The organism is Agrobacterium sp. 22117 (assembly GCF_052045735.1).
GTDB lineage: Bacteria > Pseudomonadota > Alphaproteobacteria > Rhizobiales > Rhizobiaceae > Agrobacterium > Agrobacterium cavarae.
Genome location: NZ_JBQEPP010000003.1, coordinates 172,923 through 192,969 on the forward strand (window position 1 = coordinate 172,923; position 20,047 = coordinate 192,969).

The window sequence follows — 20,047 nt, forward strand, 5'->3', positions numbered from 1 at the left end:
GAAGAATGAGCGAAGCTCTTAACGATTTCGCGGCCTATGTGCAGGAAGCGCGCGGCTCTCTTATCGAGTCGCATGCCATCGCTTACGGCGAGTTGACGCTGAACACGACGCCGGCAAACATCATCGCGCTTCTGACTTTCCTGCGTGACGATGTGCAGTGCGGGTTCGTCAACATCATCGATATCTGTGGCGTTGACTGGCCGCAGCGCGAAAAGCGCTTCGATGTCGTCTATCATCTGCTGTCTCCGCGCCAGAACCTGCGCGTTCGCATCAAGCTTCAAGTGGCCGAGGACGAAGGCGTACCGTCTGCGACGTCCGTTTTCTACGGCGCTGAGTGGTTCGAGCGCGAAGCCTGGGACATGTATGGCATTCCGTTTGAAGGCCATTCCGATCTTCGCCGGATCCTGACGGATTATGGCTTCGAAGGTCATCCGCTTCGCAAGGATTTTCCGCTCACCGGTTTCGTCGAAGTGCGCTACGATGACGTCCAAAAGCGCGTTCTTTACGAGCCCGTGGAGTTGAAGCAGGAATTCCGCAGCTTCGATTTCCTCTCGCCTTGGGAAGGAACGGATTACGTTCTTCCGGGTGATGAAAAGGCCAAGCAATGAGCGAAGCAGTTTCCACAGAGCAGGGACAATGTCTTTGCGGCGCCGTTCGCATGCAAGCGACGATCGGCGCCCGGGAAATGGGTGCATGCCATTGCTCCATGTGCCGTCGCTGGTCCGGCGGTGTTTTCCTCGCTGTTGAATGCAAGTCCGTCTCTGTAGAGAATGCCGAGGCGCTCGGCGTCTATTCGTCGTCCGAGTGGGGCGAGCGCTGCTTCTGCAAGACATGCGGCAGCACGGTGATGTGGCGCTCCAAGGATGGCGCGCATTTTGCCGTTTCCGCCCAGCTCTTCAACGATCCGTCCAGCTTCACGCTGGCATCCGAGATTTTCATTGACGAAAAGCCGACAAGCTATTCGTTCGCCGAGGCCACCAAGAAAATGACCGGCCCCGAATTCATCGCCATGATCACGTCGGCGGAGCAACACTGATGACTGAACATAATGTTCGCAATTTTACGATCAACTTCGGTCCGGAACATCCGTCCGCGCACGGCGTGCTGCGTCTCGTTCTGGAACTCGACGGCGAAATCGTTGAGCGCGTCGATCCGCATATCGGCTTGCTGCATCGCGGCACGGAAAAGCTGATCGAAGCCAAGACCTATCTTCAGGCTGTCCCTTACTTCGACCGTCTCGACTACGTCGCGCCGATGAACCAGGAGCACGCCTTTGCGCTTGCCGTCGAACGGCTGCTCGGGCTTGAAATCCCGATGCGCGGTCAGTTGATCCGCGTTCTCTATTCCGAAATCGGCCGCATCCTCTCGCACATCATGAACGTCACGACCCAGGCCATGGACGTTGGTGCCATGACGCCGCCGGTCTGGGGCTTCGAAGAGCGCGAAAAGCTGATGGTGTTCTATGAGCGTGCTTCGGGTGCACGCATGCACGCTGCCTATTTCCGTCCAGGCGGCGTCCACCAGGATATTCCGCAGGAACTGGTCGATGATATCGGCAAGTGGTGCGATCCGTTCATCACGGTTCTCGACAACATCGAGGGCCTGCTCACCGACAACCGTATCTACAAACAGCGTAACGTCGATATCGGCGTCGTGTCGCTCGAAGATGCGTTCGCCTGGGGCTTTACCGGCGTCATGGTTCGTGGTTCGGGTGCTGCCTGGGACCTGCGCCGTGCGCAGCCCTATGAGTGCTATTCCGATCTCGACTTCGATATTCCGGTCGGCAAGAATGGCGACTGCTACGACCGTTACCTGATCCGCATGCAGGAGATGCGCGAATCGGTGAAGATCATGAAGCAGTGCGTCGAGCTTCTCTCGGGCAAGCACCGCATCGGTGCGGTCTCGTCGCTCGATGGCAAGGTCGTGCCGCCGAAGCGTGGTGAGATGAAGCGTTCGATGGAAGCACTGATCCATCACTTCAAGCTCTATACCGAAGGCTATCACGTTCCGGCTGGCGAAGTGTATGCGGCCGTCGAAGCGCCGAAGGGCGAATTCGGCGTCTATGTTGTGGCGGATGGCACCAACAAGCCGTATCGTTGCAAGATCCGCGCCCCGGGCTATGCCCACCTGCAGGCGATGGACTTCCTCTGCAAGGGCCACCAGCTCGCTGACGTGACCGCCGTTCTCGGCTCTCTCGACATCGTGTTCGGGGAGGTCGATCGCTGATGATGCGTCTGCCGCTCGCCATATCGGCTTTGCTTGCAGCCACGGGACCGCTCTTCGCCCAAACGGCGACGAACGAGGTTTCGTCAGGCGCCAGCGGCGGCAGTTCCACCATCAAGCAGCTGCTGGATCTGGGATACGAGATCAAGTCCTCGCTTCCCAACGGCAGCAAATTCATTGTGTTTATGCAAAAAGACAAAGCGGCTTATGCTTGCGAGTTCGTCACGGTGGCGAGATCGCGGTGTGAGTCGTTAAATTGATGAGGCGTGAGGAAGTATGTCCGTTCGTCGACTAGCCGAAGATCAGGTCCAGCCCGCAAGCTTCGCATTCAATGCGGAGAACACGACGTGGGCGGAAAAGACGATCCAGAAATATCCGGAAGGACGCCAGCAGTCTGCGGTCATCCCGCTGCTGATGCGCGCCCAGGAGCAGGACGGCTGGGTCACCCGCGCCGCCATCGAGAAGGTCGCCGAGATGCTGGATATGGCCTATATCCGCGTTCTCGAAGTGGCGACATTCTATACGCAGTTCCAGATCAAGCCGGTGGGCACCAAGGCTCATATTCAGGTCTGTGGCACGACGCCTTGCATGCTGCGTGGCTCTGAAGCGCTGATGGATGTCTGCCGCCACAAGATCCACCACGATCCGCTGCACACCAATGAAAGCGGCACGCTCTCTTGGGAAGAAGTGGAATGTCAGGGCGCCTGCGTCAACGCGCCGATGGTCATGATCTTCAAGGACGCCTATGAGGATCTGACGCCTCATCGCCTGGAAGAGATCATCGATGCCTTCGAAGCAGGCAAGGGCGATACCGTCAAGCCCGGTCCGCAGATCGACCGTCATCTGTCGGCACCTGTTGGTCCGCTGACGACGCTGACGGAAGAGACCAAGCCGGATCGCTCCAATCTCGACAAGAAGGACGAGCCCGCGCCAGACGCTGCGCAAACGCCGCCTTCCAACGCCGCAAAGCCGAAGACGGATACGCCGGAAACAGATCCGAAGCTGAAGACACCTGCGACGGAGCCTAAGGCTGCAGCGGAAAATGCCAAGGCTGCCGACACCAACAGCGATGCCAAGAAGTCGCAGTGAGAGGTTGAACCATGCTGAAAGATCAAGATCGTATCTTCACCAATCTCTACGGCCTTAAGGACAAGTCGCTTAAGGGCAACATGGCGCGCGGCCATTGGGATGGCACAAAGCAGATCATCGAAAAGGGCCGTGACTGGATCATCAACGAGATGAAGGCTTCTGGCCTTCGTGGTCGTGGTGGTGCAGGCTTCCCGACCGGCTTGAAGTGGTCCTTCATGCCGAAGGAAAGCGATGGCCGCCCGCACTACCTCGTCGTCAATGCTGACGAGTCCGAGCCCGGCACCTGTAAGGACCGCGAAATTCTGCGCCACGATCCGCATACGCTGATCGAAGGCTGCGTGATTGCCGGTTTCGCCATGGGCGCTCACACGGCTTATATCTATGTGCGCGGCGAATATATGCGTGAACGCGAAGCGCTTCAGGCAGCCATCGACGAGTGCTATGACGCCGGCTTGCTTGGTGTAAACAACAAGAACGGCTGGGATTTCGATATCTACGTTCACCACGGCGCAGGTGCCTATATCTGCGGTGAAGAAACCGCTCTGCTCGAAAGCTTGGAAGGCAAGAAGGGTCAACCGCGCCTGAAGCCGCCATTCCCGGCGAATATGGGTCTCTATGGCTGCCCGACCACGGTCAACAACGTCGAGTCGATTGCCGTTGCGCCAACGATCCTGCGTCGCGGTGCCTCCTGGTTCTCGTCGATCGGCCGTCCGAACAATGTCGGCACCAAGCTGTTCATGGTCTCCGGCCATGTCGAGCGCCCATGCACCTTCGAGGATGCACTGGGTGTGTCCTTCAAGGAACTGATCGAGCGTCACTGTGGCGGTATTCGCGGCGGCTGGGACAATCTTCTCGGCGTCATTCCAGGCGGCGCATCCTGCCCCATCGTTCGCGGTGAGGACATGAAGGACGCCATCATGGACTTCGACGGCATGCGCGAAGTGAAGTCGTCCTTCGGTACCGGCGGCATGATCGTCATGGACAAGTCGACCGACGTCATCAAGGCGATTGCCCGTATCGCGGCCTTCTTCAAGCATGAGAGCTGCGGCCAGTGCACCCCTTGCCGTGAAGGCACGGGCTGGATGTGGCGTGTTCTTGAGCGCATGGTCAAGGGCAACGCACAGAAGCGCGAAATCGACATGCTGTTCGAAGTGACGAAGCAGATCGAAGGCCACACCATCTGCGCGCTCGGCGATGCGGCCGCGTGGCCGGTTCAGGCGCTGATCCGTAATTTCCGTCCGGAAATCGAAAAGCGCATCGACCAATATACCTACAGAGCCATGGATGATGGCGCTGTAATGGAAGCTGCCGAGTAACGTGTACGGCGGCTGACAAGGCCAGGGACCGGGTTTCACCGATCCCGAAAATCATTTAAGCATCCGGTCGAATCTTAGTGATGCGGCAGGATGCGATCGGGATTTGTCGTGGACCGCGGTTTTGGCGGGACGGACAGGCAACAGGACGTAAGTAGAACCATGACAAAGCTCAAGGTTGACGGTAAAGAGATCGAGGTTCCGGATCATTTCACGCTGCTTCAGGCGTGTGAGGAGGCTGGTGCCGAAGTTCCGCGCTTTTGTTTTCATGAGCGTTTGTCGGTAGCCGGTAACTGCCGCATGTGTCTGATCGAGGTGAAGGGCGGACCACCCAAGCCAGCAGCCTCCTGCGCCATGGGTGTGCGCGATATTCGCGGCGGCCCGAATGGCGAACTGCCGGAAGTGTTCACCAACACGCCGATGGTCAAGAAGGCCCGCGAAGGCGTGATGGAATTCCTGCTCATCAACCACCCGCTGGATTGCCCGATCTGCGACCAAGGCGGTGAGTGCGACCTGCAGGACCAGGCCATGGCCTTTGGTATCGCCGGTTCGCGCTACTCTGAAAACAAGCGTGCGGTCGAAGACAAATATATCGGCCCGCTCGTCAAGACGGTGATGAACCGCTGCATTCACTGCACGCGCTGCGTTCGTTTCACCACGGAAGTTGCCGGCATTTCCGAACTCGGCCTGATCGGTCGCGGCGAGGATGCCGAGATCACCACCTATCTCGAGCAGGCCATGACCTCCGAGCTGCAGGGCAACGTCGTTGACCTCTGCCCGGTCGGCGCCTTGACCTCCAAGCCCTTCGCCTTCACGGCGCGTCCATGGGAACTCGGCAAGACCGAAACCATCGATGTGATGGATGCGCTTGGCTCTGCAATCCGTGTGGATACTCGCGGTCGTGAAGTCATGCGCATCATGCCGCGCGTCAACGAATCGATCAATGAAGAGTGGATTTCCGACAAGAGCCGCTTCATCTGGGACGGCTTGAAGACGCAGCGTCTCGATCGTCCTTATGTCCGCAAGGATGGGCGTTTGCAGCCTGCCACCTGGGGCGAAGCCTTTGGTGCGATCAAGGCTGCCGTTTCGGCGACGTCTGGCGAAAAGATCGGCGCCATTGCCGGCGATCTTGCCTCCGTTGAAGAAATGTTTGCGCTGAAGTCGCTTCTTGCGTCGCTCGGCTCGACCAATGTCGATTGCCGTCAGGACGGTGCAGCACTCGATCCGTCGCTTGGTCGTGCAAGCTACATCTTCAACACGACCATCCAGGGTATCGAAAAGGCCGACGCGCTGCTGATCATCGGTTCCAACCCGCGCTTCGAAGCGGCCGTCCTCAACGCTCGCATCCGCAAGCGCTGGCGCCGTGGCGGCTTCCCGATCGGCGTGATCGGCGAAGCGGGCGAACTGCGTTACGACTACGAATATCTTGGTGCTGGCACCGATACGCTGACCGATCTGGTCAATGGCTCGGGAAGCTTCCTCGAGAAGCTGAAGCTGGCCAAGAACCCGATGATCATCGTCGGCCAAGGCGCTTTGACGCGCGAAGATGGTGCAGCAATTCTGGCCGATGCGGCAAAGCTTGCTGGCAACATCGGCGCTGTCTCCGAAGCCTGGAACGGCTTCTCCGTTCTGCACACGGCAGCATCGCGCGTCGGTGGTCTCGATCTTGGTTTCGTTCCGGCGGACAAGTCCGCGAACACTGCTTCTATCGTTGCCTCTTCCGACGTGCTCTTCCTGCTTGGCGCGGATGAGATCGATCTTTCGGACAAGACTGCAAAGCTCACCGTCTATATCGGTTCGCATGGCGACAATGGCGCGATGAATGCCGACGTGATCCTGCCGGGTGCTGCCTATACCGAAAAGTCCGGTATCTGGGTCAACACCGAGGGTCGCGTCCAGCTCGGTAACCGCGCGGGCTTTGCTCCCGGCGAAGCGCGCGAAGACTGGGCGATCCTGCGTGCGCTGTCCGATGTTCTCGGCAAGAAGCTGCCATTCGACAGCCTGTCTGGCCTGCGCGCACAGCTTTACATTGCACATCCGCATTTTGCCGATACCGATGAGATTGCTGCGGGCAACGTCCACGACCTCACGGCGCTCTCTGGCAAGACCGGCGCTCTTAACAAGGCGGGTTTTGCAACGCCGGTTAAGGATTTCTATTTGACGAACCCGATTGCGAGAGCGTCCGCCGTGATGGCCGAATGCTCCGCATTGGCCCGCAACAATTTCAAGGCTGCGGCAGAGTAAGGGTAGGGGATTATGGACTCGTTTTTCTGGAGCTATGTCTGGCCAGCGCTGATTATTGTCGGCCAGTCTCTGCTGCTTCTCGTTATACTTCTGGTCGCGATTGCGTTCCTGCTTCTGGCGGACCGCAAGATCTGGGCTGCCGTTCAGCTGCGCCGTGGCCCGAACGTCGTTGGTCCCTTCGGTCTCTTCCAGTCCTTTGCCGACTTGTTGAAGTTCATCCTCAAGGAGCCGGTCATTCCGTCCGGTGCCAACAAGGCAGTCTTCCTGCTTGCGCCACTCGTCGCAGTGACGCTCGCTCTAGCCACGTACGCCGTCATCCCGTTCAACCAGGGTTGGGTGATTGCCAACATCAATGTCGGCATTCTCTACATCTTCGCGATTTCGTCGCTCGAAGTGTACGGCATCATCATGGGTGGCTGGGCGTCCAACTCGAAGTACCCGTTCCTCGGCGCGCTGCGTTCCGCCGCGCAGATGGTGTCCTACGAGGTCTCGATCGGTCTCGTCATCGTGACCGTTCTGCTGTGCGTTGGCTCGTTGAACCTGACGGATATCGTCAATGCCCAGCATTCGGGTATCGGTACATCGCTCGGTCTGCCGGCATCGTTCCTCGACTGGCACTGGCTGCCGCTCTTCCCGATGTTCATCGTTTTCTTCATTTCGTCGCTGGCTGAGACCAACCGTCCGCCTTTCGATCTGCCGGAAGCGGAATCGGAACTTGTGGCCGGTCACATGGTGGAGTATGGCTCCACCCCGTACATGATGTTCATGCTGGGCGAATATGCCGCCATCGTTCTGATGTGCTGCCTGACGACCATCCTGTTCCTTGGCGGCTGGCTGCCGATCGTCGATGTGTGGTTCCTGAACTGGGTTCCGGGCATTGTCTGGTTCGTGCTGAAGGGCGTCATGGTGTTCTTCATGTTCGGTCTGGTGAAGGCATTCGTCCCGCGTTACCGCTATGACCAGCTGATGCGTCTCGGCTGGAAGGTCTTCCTTCCGCTGTCGCTTGCCATGGTCGTGATTGTTGCATTCGTACTCAAGCTGACGGCAGGGGCATGATGATGTCTGAATTCCGCGCTTGCAGATTTGGAGGTTGAGATGGCCAGTCTTTCCCAAGCCGTCAATTCGCTGTTCCTCAAGGAATTCGTCGGCGCGATCTTTTTGACCATGCGCCACTTCTTCAAACAGAAGGCAACGGTGAACTATCCTTTCGAAAAAGGCCCGGTCAGCCCGCGCTTCCGTGGTGAGCACGCTCTGCGTCGCTATCCGAACGGCGAAGAGCGCTGTATCGCCTGCAAGCTGTGCGAAGCGATCTGTCCCGCTCAGGCGATCACCATCGAAGCCGGCCCGCGCCGCAACGATGGCACACGCCGCACGGTTCGTTACGACATCGACATGGTGAAGTGCATCTATTGCGGCTTCTGCCAGGAAGCCTGCCCGGTGGATGCGATCGTCGAAGGCCCGAATTTCGAGTTTGCGACGGAAACCCGCGAAGAGCTCTATTTCGACAAGCAGAAGCTTCTCGACAATGGCGATCGCTGGGAACGTGAAATCGCGCGTAACCTCGCTCTGGATGCGCCTTATCGTTAAGGCTCACTCCATGTCTTCGGAGCTTTTCTCCGGGGATCAAAAAAGATGAAATGCCTGTCGGCGATCGCTGGCGGGAACGAAACGGGCAGGGCGGTCTGAAGGCCGCTTTTGTCCGGTGAGGACAAAAAGGCACCAACATGGGTCTGCACGCTGTATTCTTCTACATCTTCGCTTTCGTCGCCGTGGCGTCTGCGTTTCTGGTCATTGCATCCAAGAACCCGGTTCACTCGGTTCTGTTCCTGATCCTGACCTTCTTCAACGCGGCGGCGCTCTTCCTGCTGACGGGCGCCGAATTCCTCGGCATGATCCTGCTGGTCGTTTATGTCGGCGCTGTGGCGGTGTTGTTCCTCTTCGTCGTCATGATGCTGGATGTGGATTTTGCCGAGTTGCGTTCCGGCGTGCTGCAATATGCGCCGATCGGTGCCTTGATCGGGGTTATCCTGGCGGCGGAACTGATCGTTGTCATTGGCGGCAGCGTGCTGAACCCGGAGGCGGCGAAGTCGATTACGATGCCGATCCCGAACCCGGTCGAACGCGCAAACACTGCCGCTCTGGGTGACGTCCTCTACACGAACTACATCTACTTCTTCCAGCTGGCAGGTCTCGTGCTGCTTGTGGCAATGATCGGCGCCATCGTGCTGACGCTGCGTCACCGCACGGACATCAAGCGTCAGGACATTTCAACGCAGGTGGCCCGCGATCCGAAGACCGCCGTTACGACGGTCAAGGTCAAGCCGGGTCAGGGCCTCTGAGGCGCGAACGGATCCAAGGAACATAGAATATGGAAATCGGTCTTTCCCATTACCTGACGGTCAGCGCGATCCTCTTCACGATCGGCATCTTCGGTATCTTCCTCAACCGGAAGAACGTCATCGTCATCCTCATGTCGATCGAACTCATCCTTCTGGCGGTGAACCTCAACCTCGTCGCCTTCTCGTGGGTGCTCAACGACATGGTTGGTCAGGTCTTCGCCCTGTTCATTCTGACTGTTGCTGCTGCAGAAGCGGCCATCGGTCTTGCAATACTCGTAGTCTTCTACCGCAACCGCGGATCGATCGCCGTGGAAGACGTCAATATGATGAAGGGCTGATAAGGCTATGATCTACAAGGCTATCGTCTTTCTTCCGCTGATCGGCTTCCTGATCGCTGGTCTCTTTGGCCGGTCCATTGGCGCCAAGGCCTCGGAATATGTCACCACCGGCCTCATGGTCGTGGTGGCGATCCTCTCCTGGATCGTGTTCTTCGACGTCGCGCTTCTGACCCATGAGGCCGGTGAGGTCATCAAGGTGCCGGTGCTGCGCTGGATCCAGTCCGGCGGCATCGACGTCGAGTGGGCGTTCCGCATCGACACGCTGACCGCGGTCATGTTCGTCGTGGTCAACACGGTGTCCTGTCTCGTGCATCTGTACTCCATCGGGTACATGCATCACGATCCACATCGTCCGCGCTTCTTCGCCTATCTCTCGCTCTTCACATTCGCCATGCTGATGCTGGTGACCTCCGACAACCTGCTGCAGATGTTCTTCGGCTGGGAAGGTGTAGGTCTGGCGTCCTATCTGCTGATCGGCTTCTGGTTCAAGAAGCCGTCCGCATCGGCTGCCGCCATGAAGGCCTTCATCGTCAACCGCGTCGGTGACTTCGGCTTCATTCTCGGTATTTCCGGTCTCTTCGTCCTGTTCGGCTCGATCAACTTCGAAACGATCTTCGCGGCTGCTGGTTCCTACCTGCCTGCCGATGGCGCAGCCTCTACCGAAGCGGTCATCAACCTCTTCGGTATGCAGCTCGACAAGGCGCATGCACTGACGGCGGTCTGCCTGCTGCTGTTCATGGGCTCGATGGGTAAGTCGGCTCAGTTCCTGCTGCACACCTGGCTGCCGGACGCCATGGAAGGCCCGACGCCTGTGTCGGCGCTGATCCATGCCGCAACCATGGTGACGGCCGGCGTGTTCCTGGTCGCGCGCATGTCGCCGGTCTTCGAACTGTCGCCGAACGCTTTGATGTTCGTCACGCTGATCGGTGCCATCACGGCCTTCTTTGCAGCGACCGTTGGTCTGGTGCAGAACGATATCAAGCGCGTCATTGCCTATTCGACCTGCTCGCAGCTCGGTTACATGTTCGTGGCGCTCGGCGTCGGCGCTTACGGCGCGGCTATTTTCCACCTCTTCACGCACGCATTTTTCAAGGCATTGCTGTTCCTTTGCGCTGGTTCCGTTATCCACGCGGTTGATGGTGAGCAGGACATGCGTCACATGGGTGGTCTGCGCAAGCATATCCCGATCACCTTCTGGACGATGACCGTTGGCAATCTGGCACTGACAGGCGTCGGTATCCCCGGAACGATGATCGGCTTTGCCGGCTTCTTCTCCAAGGACGTGATCATCGAGTCGTCGTTTGCGTCGCATAGCCCGCTTGCAGGTTTTGCGTTCACCATGCTGGTCGTCGCAGCGCTGTTCACCAGCTTCTACTCCTGGCGCCTGGCGTTTATGACCTTCTTCGGCAAGCCGCGCGCTTCCGCTGATGTCATGCACCACGTCCATGAATCGCCTATGGTGATGCTGATCCCGCTTTTCGTGCTGACGATCGGTGCGATCTTCGCCGGTGTCGTGTTCGAAGGCTACTTCTTCGGCCATGAATATGCGGAGTTCTGGAAGGGTGCGCTCTTCACGCTTCCCTCCAATGAAATCCTCGAAGAGTTCCACCACGTGCCGCTTTGGGTCAAGTGGAGCCCCTTCATTGCCATGGTTCTCGGTTTCGTCACAGCCTGGTATTTCTACATCAAGTCGCCGGAAACGCCGAAGCGTCTGGCAGAGACCCACCGCGGCCTTTACCAGTTCCTCTTGAACAAGTGGTACTTCGACGAACTCTACGACTTCCTCTTCGTTCGTTCCGCAAAGGCGCTCGGTCGCTTCCTGTGGAAGAAGGGCGACGTGGCCGTCATCGACGCCTATGGCCCCAACGGTATTGCAGCGCGCGTGGTTGATGTGACCAACCGTGTCGTCCGTCTGCAGTCCGGTTACCTTTATCACTATGCCTTCGCGATGCTGATCGGCATCGCAGCACTAGTCACCTGGATGATGCTCGGGAGTGCCCTCTGATGACCGATTGGCCCATTCTTTCCACGGTCACCTTCCTGCCGCTCGTCGGCGTGGTGCTCCTGCTTCTGACCAATGAGAACGGCCCCTTCGGGCGCCGCAACATTCTCAATGTCTCGCTTCTGACGACGGTGTTCACCTTCATCGTCTCGCTTTTCATCTGGATCGGTTTCGACAATTCGAACCCCGGCTTCCAGATGATCGAGAAGCACAACTGGTTCGGCAACATTGCCGCCTATCATCTGGGCGTCGATGGCATTTCCATGCTCTTCGTCATCCTGACGACGTTTCTCATGCCGTTTTGCGTTCTCGCAAGCTGGGATTCCGTCCAGAAGCGCCTGAAGGAATACATGATCGCCTTCCTCCTTCTGGAAGTCGTCATGGTCGGCGTGTTCGTTGCGCTGGACACCGTTCTCTTCTACGTCTTCTTCGAAGCGACGCTGATCCCGATGTTCATCATCATCGGCGTCTGGGGCGGCAAGGATCGCGTCTACGCATCCTACAAGTTCTTCCTCTACACGCTTCTCGGCTCGGTTCTCACCATGCTCGCCATCATGGCGATGTACTGGCAGGCTGGGACGACGGATATGACAGAGCTTCTCAAGCACGGCTTCCCGGCTGGCATGCAGACCTGGCTATGGCTTGCCTGCTTCGCGGCCTTTGCCGTCAAAATGCCGATGTGGCCGGTTCATACCTGGCTTCCGGATGCACACGTTCAGGCGCCGACCGCAGGTTCGGTCATTCTGGCGGGCGTCATGCTGAAGCTCGGTGGTTACGGTTTCATCCGTTTCTCGCTGTCGATGTTCCCACTGGCGTCCGAGCATTTCGCGCCCTTCGTCTTCACGCTGTCGGTCCTTGCCATCATCTACACTTCGCTGGTGGCGATGATGCAGGAAGACATCAAGAAGCTGATTGCCTATTCCTCGGTTGCCCATATGGGTTACGTAACGATGGGTATCTTCGCGGCCAATGTGCAGGGTCTGCAGGGCGCGATCTTCCAGATGCTGTCTCACGGCATCGTGTCGAGTGCACTCTTCCTCTGCGTCGGCGTTGTCTATGACCGCCTCCACACCCGTGAGATCGCGGCCTATGGTGGCCTGGTCAACAACATGCCGAAATACGCCGTGGCTTTCATGGTCTTCACCATGGCCAATGTCGGCCTGCCTGGCACCTCGGGCTTCGTCGGCGAATTCCTGACCATCATTGGCGTTTTCCGCGCCAACACCTGGGTGGCCCTCTTTGCCGCAACGGGCGTCATTCTCTCGGCATCCTACGCGCTGTGGCTCTATCGCCGCGTGATTTTCGGTGCGCTTGAGAAGGAAAGCCTGAAGGCGATGCTCGATCTCAACACCCGTGAAAAGGTCATCCTTTATCCGCTGGTGGTGCTGACGATCTTCTTCGGCGTCTACCCGGCACCGGTCTTCGATGCGACGGCGGCATCGGTGGATCTCGTGATCAATAATTATACCGCCGCATTGCAGGCAGCGCAGAATGTTGCGCTCTCGCTGAACTGACGACAGGACCCGTTGGATATGACCGCTGAACTTCTTTTTGCCAGTCTGCGCATCGCGACGCCCGAGCTGATCCTTGCGGTCGGTGCGCTGGCGCTGCTCATGATCGGCGTCTTCTCCGGCGACAAGTCGACCAACACTGTGACGGGTCTCGCCGTCGCGCTCTTGGTCGTCGTCGGCCTGTGGATCATCTTCGCTCCTGCAAGCGGAGAAGCCTTTGGTGGCGTCTACGTCGCCGATGCCTTCGGCAACTTCATGAAGATCCTGGCGCTGATCGGTTCCATCGTCGCCATGATCCTCGCGGTTGGCCACAGCCGTGTCGAGCCGATCGGTCGTTTCGAATATCCGGTGCTTCTGGTTCTGGCGACACTTGGCATTCTGCTGATGATCTCCGCCAACAACCTGATCTCGCTTTACATGGCGCTGGAGCTGCAATCGCTGGCACTCTACGTCATCTGCGCGATCAACCGTGAGAGCCTGCGCTCGACCGAAGCCGGTCTGAAATATTTCGTTCTTGGCGCGCTGTCTTCGGGCATGCTGCTTTACGGCATGTCGCTGATCTACGGCTTCACGGGCAATACTGGCTTCCAGGAAATCGCGGCTGTACTGTCCGCCGAAACCCGTTCGCTTGGCGTCGTCTTCGGTCTGGTCTTCGTGCTGGCCGGTCTGGCATTCAAGATTTCCGCCGTTCCCTTCCACATGTGGACGCCGGACGTCTATGAAGGCGCGCCGACCCCGGTCACGGCCTTCCTTGCCGCAGCCCCGAAGATCGGTGCCATGGCGATTTTCGTTCGCGTCGTTGTCGACGCATTTCAGCCTGTCTTCGCGGACTGGCAGCAGATCGTCGTTTTCGTGTCGATCGCATCCATGCTGCTCGGCTCCTTTGCCGCAATTGGGCAGAAGAACATCAAGCGCCTGATGGCCTATTCGTCGATCGGTCACATGGGTTACGCCCTTGTCGGTCTCGCTGCCGGAAACGAATCTGGTGTCGCCGGCGTGCTGATTTACATGGCTGTTTACATGGGCATGACGCTTGGTACCTTTGCCTGCATTCTTGCAATGCGTCGCAAGGAAGTCGGCAATGTCGAGAATGTCGACGATCTGGCCGGGCTTTCTTCGACCAACCCCTTCATGGCGCTGGTTTTGACGGCTCTGATGTTCTCGCTGGCCGGCATTCCGCCGCTCGCAGGCTTCTTTGCCAAGTACTATGTCTTCCTCGCAGCCATCGAAGCCAAGCTCTATGCGCTGGCGGTTATCGGCGTCGTCGCATCGGTCGTCGGTGCCTACTACTATCTGCGCATTGTCAAGCTCATGTGGTTCGATGATGCCAAGGGTGGCTTTGAAAAGGCTGCTGGCGAGTTGCGGATCGTTTACGCACTCTCCGGCCTCTTCGTCATCGCCTTCATCTTCTTCGGTGGCATGCTCGGCAACGCCGTGACAGCTGCGGCAAAGACGTTCTTTTGAGCGAAAACGCTATGAAACAGCGCCGGATGTCTCTCGATGACTTCCGGCACGAGGCATTGGTGGAGACATCCTCCACCAATGTCGAATGTCTCGCCCGGGCGCGCTCGGGCGATAGCGGCAATCTGTGGATGACCGCAGTCCGCCAGAGCGGCGGCAAGGGCCGCCGAGGCAGGCCATGGGTGTCCGAGCCCGGCAATCTCTACGCCTCTCTTCTTCTGATTGATCCCGCACCGGCGGACCGTCTTGGTTCCTTGCCTCTTGCCTTTGCGCTTGCCGTCTACCGCGCGATCCGCGCCGTGCTGCCCTTCGGTGGTGCGCCACTGGAAATCAAGTGGCCTAATGATATTCTCATCGGCAGAATGAAGACCTGCGGCATTCTAATGGAAGCGGAGCAACTTGCCGATGGGCGCCGCGCGATCGTCATCGGCATCGGCATCAACATCGCCCGCAAGCCCGAAAATCCGCTCTATCCCGTCACCATGCTGTCGGAGCATGGCGCGTCGTGCGGACCGGACGAGCTCTTTGCTCATCTTTATCGCGAGACCGCCGAGGTTCTCTCGGTCTGGAACGAGGGCAGGGGCGTGAGTGACATCATGAGGGACTGGCGTGCAGCCGCCTGCGGTATTGGTGAGCATATCACCGTGAACTTTCCAGATCGCTCCATCGGCGGACGCTTTGCCGGGATAGACGATCACGGTTTTCTGTTGCTGGACGAGGATGACGGCCCGAGACGGGCGATCGCCGCCGGCGACGTTTTCTTTGGCTGAAGCCTTTCGCGCGATCGAACTGCGCGGCCTCGGCTTTTGAGTTTGGAGCATCCCTGCTGCTCGTAGAATCAGGGCGTCCATCCGGTCCGCGTCGGCCCGGCATCTCGGCGTTTCATCAAGTCCGGCGCGGTTTAAGGCAATGGTGGAGCGTGGCGCAAGCGCGCGGCCATTGCCTGTTGCAGATTGGATAATGACATGTCTCAACAAGACGAACTGGTCTTCCTGCCGCTTGGTGGCGTCGGCGAAATCGGCATGAATCTGGCGCTCTATGGTTATGGTCCTGCCGCGAAGCGGCAATGGATCATGGTGGATTGCGGCGTCACCTTCGCGGGCCTCGATCTGCCCGGCGTCGATCTTGTTCTGCCCGATATCCGCTTCATCGAGGCGCAGCGACAGAACCTCAAGGGTATCATCATCACCCATGCCCATGAGGACCATTACGGCGCGCTGAACGATCTCTGGCCTGGCCTCAACGTCCCGGTCTATGCGTCGGGCTTCACCGCGGGCATGCTGGAAGCCAAGCGTAACTATGAGGGCACGCGCGCCGAGATCCCGATCTCGCCATTCAAGGCGGGCGATCGCATCAATCTCGGCCCGTTCGAGATCGAGGCCATCGGCGTCAACCACTCGATCCCCGAACCCATGTCGCTCGTCATCCGCACGCCGCTTGGCAATGTCGTTCACACAGGCGACTGGAAGATCGATGACGCGCCGTCGCTTGGGCCGCTGACAGATGAGGCACGCTTCCGCGCCGTTGGCGAGGAAGGCGTTCTGGCGCTTCTTTGTGACAGCACCAATGCTGTGCGCGATGGTGTATCTCCGTCGGAGGAACAGGTTTCCGAGGGGCTGCGCCAGATCATTGAGAATGCCGAAGGGCGCGTGGCGATCACCACTTTCTCGTCCAATGTCGGCCGTATCCGCTCGATCGCCCAGGCTGCGGAGCGCGCGGGTCGCGAAGTGCTGCTGCTCGGCTCGTCGCTGAAGCGTGTCGTCAACGTCTCGCAGGATCTCGGCATCATGGAAGGCATCAAGCCGTTCCTGGCCGAAGATGAGTATGGTTATATTCCCCGCGACAAGGTGGTGGTCATTCTCACCGGCTCGCAGGGTGAGCCGCGTGCGGCACTTGCAAAACTGTCACGCGATGAGATGCGTAATGTGGCGCTCGCCAAGGGCGACACGGTGGTCTTTTCCTCGCGCGCCATCCCTGGCAACGAAAAGGCCATTCTCGATATCAAGAACGGTCTGATCGAACAGGGCATCCACATCATCACCGACAATGAAGCTCTGGTGCACGTTTCCGGCCACCCCCGCCGCAACGAGCTGCTGCGCATGTATGAGTGGACCAAGCCGCAAATCCTCGTGCCGGTGCATGGCGAAGCAGCGCATCTCGTGGCGCAGAAGGAACTGGCTGAGCAGGCCGGTATCAAGCAGGTCCCCAAGGTCCGCAACGGCAACGTCCTGCGTCTGGCGCCTGGCCCTGCCGAAGTCATCGACGATGCTCCGCATGGCCGCGTCTTCAAGGACGGCCGTCTGGTTGGCGATTTCGAAGAAATGGGCATCGGTGACCGCCGCAAGCTCTCCTTTGCTGGTCACGTCTCGGTCAATGTCGTTCTGGACAGCCGTTACGACTTCCATGGCGATCCGGATGTCGTACCCTTCGGTCTGCCTGAATTCGACGACGAGGGCGAGGCAATGGAGGACACGCTCTATGACGCCGTTCTCGGCGCCATTGAAAGCATCCCGCGCGCACGCCGCAAGGATCTGGAACTGTTGCGCGAAGCGGTCCGCCGGGCCGTTCGTGCTGCCGCCAACCAGACCTGGGGCAAAAAGCCGATCGTCACGGTATTCGTGACGAAGATTTGACGATAGGTTCGGTACTGCACGTATCAGCATAGGTGCAGTACCGGAAGACGCTTCGTTCTGCGCGATATGTCGCTATGTTCGGCTGAGAAATTGGGAGGATGACCATGCTTGGACGGATCAACCACATCGCCATTGCAGTGCCCGACCTCGCGGCAGCGACTGCCACCTATCGCGATGTGCTCGGTGCTGCGGTCTCGCAAGTGCAGACCCTGCCGGACCACGGGGTGAGGGTGGTGTTCGTCAACCTGCCAAACAGCAAGGTCGAACTGCTTGAGCCACTGGATGGCAACTCCCCGATCGCGGCTTTTCTCGAAAAGAATTCGTCCGGCGGCATGCATCATATCTGTTACGAGGTGGAGGACATCATCTCCGCACGCGACAGTTTGAAAGGCGCCGGCGCACGCGTACTTGGCGATGGGGAGCCGAAGATCGGCGCCCATGGAAAACCTGTCCTCTTCCTCCATCCGAAGGACTTCTGCGGCACGCTGGTGGAGTTGGAAGAGATTTGATCGCGGGCCGCGTGTCTCCTTGGACGCACAAAGTATGCTATCTGCTTTGATCTAAACATCGTGCTTTCCGAAAATCGATTCCGATTTTTGGACCGATGCTGTAGGAATCGTTTGCCGCTGCTCTGTCTGTTTCTTGCGCTTCTCCAAGCCTTGAATGAGACAAGAGATGCGGGTTCTGCTCGGGGAGGTCTACATGCAGTGGCTGTCGGTTGTTGCCGTTTTTTTCATCGTCTGGTGGACGGTTCTGTTTGTCGTGCTGCCGATTGGGCTCAGAACGCAAATGGAAGACGGTGACGTGGCGCTGGGAACCGTGGCAAGCGCGCCAACGCGTTTCCAGGGTGCGAAAATCCTGATCGCCACCACGCTGATCTCGATATTGCTCTGCGCGATTTGGTACGGCGCCACCTGGTACTTCGGCGTTAGCCTCGATGATCTGCCCCGTATTATCCCGGTTTATGACTGAGTTGAGCAGGTGAACGGGCCGCGCCCACCCGCTGCGGCGTCACCGTCTGTCATAAGAATGTTGCATTTGGTTGGACGGTGATTCGCGTAGAAGCCACAAGCGGGACGCCGATGGATGAGCTGTCTTCCGCCAACCCACTGAAAGACAATCGATTTCAGGGCAAAAAAAAACAAGGCGATTAAGCCTTGTTTTTCAGTTTCGCGTGATCTGTTTCCGTTTCCGGGGCTGCGAACAAGCGCGCCTAAGATCTCATCCTCCCAAGACTGACCGCGAAGACGGCAGAAATTTAAACTCCCTGCCTCTTTTGTGAGCTAAAACTAGCCCAAAGATTCCACCTTGTCACCACGTTTTTTGCATTTTTGTTACAGTCAGCAAAAAATTTCCTCATGAACATTATGTCGCAGGTGCCCAGCAAAATTATTTCTCCTGAAACCGTTCAGGAGCGAACGTCCTGTTCTCACGCGGATGTGAATGGTGTTTTTGGGGCGCCGATCGTGCGGGTTTCCTTCTGCAGGAGAAACGGTTATGTACGGCGCAAATATCCTTTAATTCTGACGATTCCCGGTAGATGGCGAGTCGTCGCACTCAGGACATAGTCATGCGTCTCAGCCGTTATTTTTTGCCCATCCTGAAGGAAAATCCCAAGGAAGCTGAAATCGTCTCTCACCGCCTCATGCTGCGTGCGGGCATGATCCGTCAGCAGAGCCAGGGCATCTACTCCTGGCTGCCGCTCGGCAAGCGCGTGATGGACAAGGTGAACCGCATTATCCGGGAAGAGCAGGACCGTTCCGGCGCGATCGAGCTTCTGATGCCGACGTTGCAATCGGCGGAGCTTTGGCAGGAAAGCGGTCGTTATGACGACTACGGCAAGGAGATGCTGCGCATCAAGGACCGCCAGGACCGTCAGATGCTCTACGGCCCGACGAATGAGGAGATGATCACTGACATCTTCCGCTCCTACGTGAAGTCCTACAAGAACCTGCCGCTGAACCTCTATCATATCCAGCTGAAGTTCCGCGACGAAGTGCGCCCGCGTTTCGGCACGATGCGCTCGCGCGAGTTCCTGATGAAGGATGCCTATTCCTTCGACCTGACGAAGGAAGCTGCGATCCATTCCTATAACAAGATGTTCGCTGCCTATCTGCGTACCTTCTCTCGCCTTGGCCTGCGCGCCATTCCGATGCGCGCCGATACCGGCCCGATCGGTGGCAACCACAGCCACGAATTCATCATTCTGGCCGATACGGGTGAATCGGAAGTCTTCTGCCACAAGAGCTTCCTGGAGCAGGGCATTCCCGGCGACGACACCAATTTCGATGACGTTGCTGGTCTGCAGGGCATTTTCGATACATGGACCGCGGACTATGCCGCAACCTCGGAGATGCACGACGAGGCTGCCTTCGACGCGATCCCCGAGGGCGATCGTCTTTCCGCGCGCGGTATCGAAGTGGGCCACATCTTCTATTTCGGCACGAAGTATTCTGAGCCGATGGGTGCCAAGGTTCAGGGTCCCGATGGCAGGGAACATCCCGTCCACATGGGATCCTATGGCATTGGTCCGACACGCCTTGTTCCTGCCATCATTGAAGCCTCGCATGACGAGAACGGAATCATCTGGCCGGCGTCGGTTGCTCCTTTCGATGTCGTCATCATCAACATGAAGGCTGGCGATGCAGCCTGCGACGCGGCATGCGAGAAGCTCTATTACTCGCTGTCCAACGCTGGCAAGGATGTTCTCTACGACGATACCGACGACCGCGCAGGTCAGAAGTTCGCGACGGCCGATCTCATCGGCGTACCTATGCAGATCATCGTCGGACCGCGCAGCATTGCTGCCGGTGAAGTCGAGGTGAAGGACCGCAAGACGGGCGCACGTGAGAACGTCACGGTCGAAGCGGCAATGAACAGGGTTCTCGGCTGAA

At 58.3% G+C, this 20,047-nt stretch carries 18 protein-coding genes and 1 pseudogene; all 19 read left to right on the top strand.

The window, feature by feature from the left end:
• Nucleotides 1-5 precede the first annotated feature (5 nt).
• The 19 genes and pseudogenes from ACTJKV_RS09325 to proS all read left to right on the top strand — a co-directional run bounded on the left by ACTJKV_RS09325 (nt 6) and on the right by proS (nt 20,046).
• Nucleotides 6-608, top strand: coding sequence for an NADH-quinone oxidoreductase subunit C (locus ACTJKV_RS09325; RefSeq protein WP_111847870.1), 603 nt, complete (start codon nt 6-8; stop codon nt 606-608).
• A complete protein-coding gene (locus ACTJKV_RS09330; protein ID WP_062437776.1) occupies nt 605-1,036 on the top strand; it encodes a GFA family protein in 432 nt (143 codons plus the stop codon). Before ACTJKV_RS09325 ends, ACTJKV_RS09330 begins: the two co-directional genes overlap by 4 nt.
• Nucleotides 1,036-2,226: an NADH-quinone oxidoreductase subunit D gene (locus tag ACTJKV_RS09335; protein ID WP_062425538.1), complete on the top strand. Its 1,191-nt coding sequence runs from the start codon at nt 1,036-1,038 to the stop codon at nt 2,224-2,226. The genes ACTJKV_RS09330 and ACTJKV_RS09335 overlap by 1 nt, the downstream gene beginning before the upstream one ends.
• A 2-nt stretch (nt 2,227-2,228) precedes the next feature.
• The gene (locus ACTJKV_RS09340; RefSeq protein WP_062426132.1) at nt 2,229-2,483 is read left to right on the top strand and encodes a hypothetical protein; all 255 of its coding nucleotides are present in this window, start codon (nt 2,229-2,231) and stop codon (nt 2,481-2,483) included.
• A gap of 16 nt (nt 2,484-2,499) precedes the next feature.
• Nucleotides 2,500-3,303 (top strand): annotated as a pseudogene (nuoE, locus tag ACTJKV_RS09345) (NADH-quinone oxidoreductase subunit NuoE); the annotation flags it as partial.
• A gap of 20 nt (nt 3,304-3,323) precedes the next feature.
• A complete protein-coding gene (gene nuoF, locus ACTJKV_RS09350) occupies nt 3,324-4,628 on the top strand; it encodes an NADH-quinone oxidoreductase subunit NuoF (RefSeq protein WP_062425536.1) in 1,305 nt (434 codons plus the stop codon).
• 159 nt (nt 4,629-4,787) lie between these two features.
• Complete coding sequence (gene nuoG / locus ACTJKV_RS09355) at nt 4,788-6,869, top strand: NADH-quinone oxidoreductase subunit NuoG (RefSeq protein ID WP_274103710.1); 2,082 nt, start codon at nt 4,788-4,790, stop codon at nt 6,867-6,869.
• Nucleotides 6,870-6,881: 12 nt separating this feature from the next.
• Entirely contained in the window at nt 6,882-7,925 is a 1,044-nt protein-coding gene (nuoH, locus tag ACTJKV_RS09360) for an NADH-quinone oxidoreductase subunit NuoH (protein WP_062425534.1), read from the top strand.
• 39 nt (nt 7,926-7,964) lie between these two features.
• Nucleotides 7,965-8,456: an NADH-quinone oxidoreductase subunit NuoI gene (gene nuoI, locus ACTJKV_RS09365; protein ID WP_003502385.1), complete on the top strand. Its 492-nt coding sequence runs from the start codon at nt 7,965-7,967 to the stop codon at nt 8,454-8,456.
• 137 nt (nt 8,457-8,593) lie between these two features.
• Nucleotides 8,594-9,208: an NADH-quinone oxidoreductase subunit J gene (locus tag ACTJKV_RS09370; protein ID WP_274103709.1), complete on the top strand. Its 615-nt coding sequence runs from the start codon at nt 8,594-8,596 to the stop codon at nt 9,206-9,208.
• A 29-nt stretch (nt 9,209-9,237) separates the two neighbouring features.
• The gene (gene nuoK / locus ACTJKV_RS09375; protein ID WP_062425532.1) at nt 9,238-9,546 is read left to right on the top strand and encodes an NADH-quinone oxidoreductase subunit NuoK; all 309 of its coding nucleotides are present in this window, start codon (nt 9,238-9,240) and stop codon (nt 9,544-9,546) included.
• Between the two features lie 7 nt (nt 9,547-9,553).
• Nucleotides 9,554-11,551, top strand: a complete 1,998-nt coding sequence (gene nuoL / locus ACTJKV_RS09380) for an NADH-quinone oxidoreductase subunit L (protein ID WP_062437769.1) — start codon at nt 9,554-9,556, stop codon at nt 11,549-11,551.
• Nucleotides 11,551-13,062 (top strand): NADH-quinone oxidoreductase subunit M, encoded by a 1,512-nt coding sequence (locus ACTJKV_RS09385; protein WP_062425530.1) that lies wholly within the window; start codon nt 11,551-11,553, stop codon nt 13,060-13,062. The genes nuoL and ACTJKV_RS09385 overlap by 1 nt, the downstream gene beginning before the upstream one ends.
• Nucleotides 13,063-13,080: 18 nt before the next feature.
• Nucleotides 13,081-14,523 (top strand): NADH-quinone oxidoreductase subunit NuoN, encoded by a 1,443-nt coding sequence (gene nuoN / locus ACTJKV_RS09390; RefSeq protein ID WP_062426130.1) that lies wholly within the window; start codon nt 13,081-13,083, stop codon nt 14,521-14,523.
• Nucleotides 14,524-14,549: 26 nt separating this feature from the next.
• Entirely contained in the window at nt 14,550-15,290 is a 741-nt protein-coding gene (locus ACTJKV_RS09395) for a biotin--[acetyl-CoA-carboxylase] ligase (RefSeq protein WP_274103802.1), read from the top strand.
• 195 nt (nt 15,291-15,485) lie between these two features.
• Entirely contained in the window at nt 15,486-17,153 is a 1,668-nt protein-coding gene (locus ACTJKV_RS09400; RefSeq protein ID WP_274103708.1) for a ribonuclease J, read from the top strand.
• A gap of 104 nt (nt 17,154-17,257) precedes the next feature.
• Complete coding sequence (gene mce, locus ACTJKV_RS09405; protein WP_274103707.1) at nt 17,258-17,662, top strand: methylmalonyl-CoA epimerase; 405 nt, start codon at nt 17,258-17,260, stop codon at nt 17,660-17,662.
• Between the two features lie 193 nt (nt 17,663-17,855).
• On the top strand, nt 17,856-18,125 hold the full coding sequence (locus ACTJKV_RS09410; RefSeq protein ID WP_062425528.1) for a DUF1467 family protein: 270 nt from the start codon (nt 17,856-17,858) through the stop codon (nt 18,123-18,125).
• Nucleotides 18,126-18,723: 598 nt separating this feature from the next.
• Nucleotides 18,724-20,046 (top strand): proline--tRNA ligase, encoded by a 1,323-nt coding sequence (proS, locus tag ACTJKV_RS09415; protein WP_274103706.1) that lies wholly within the window; start codon nt 18,724-18,726, stop codon nt 20,044-20,046.
• Nucleotide 20,047 lies beyond the last annotated feature (1 nt).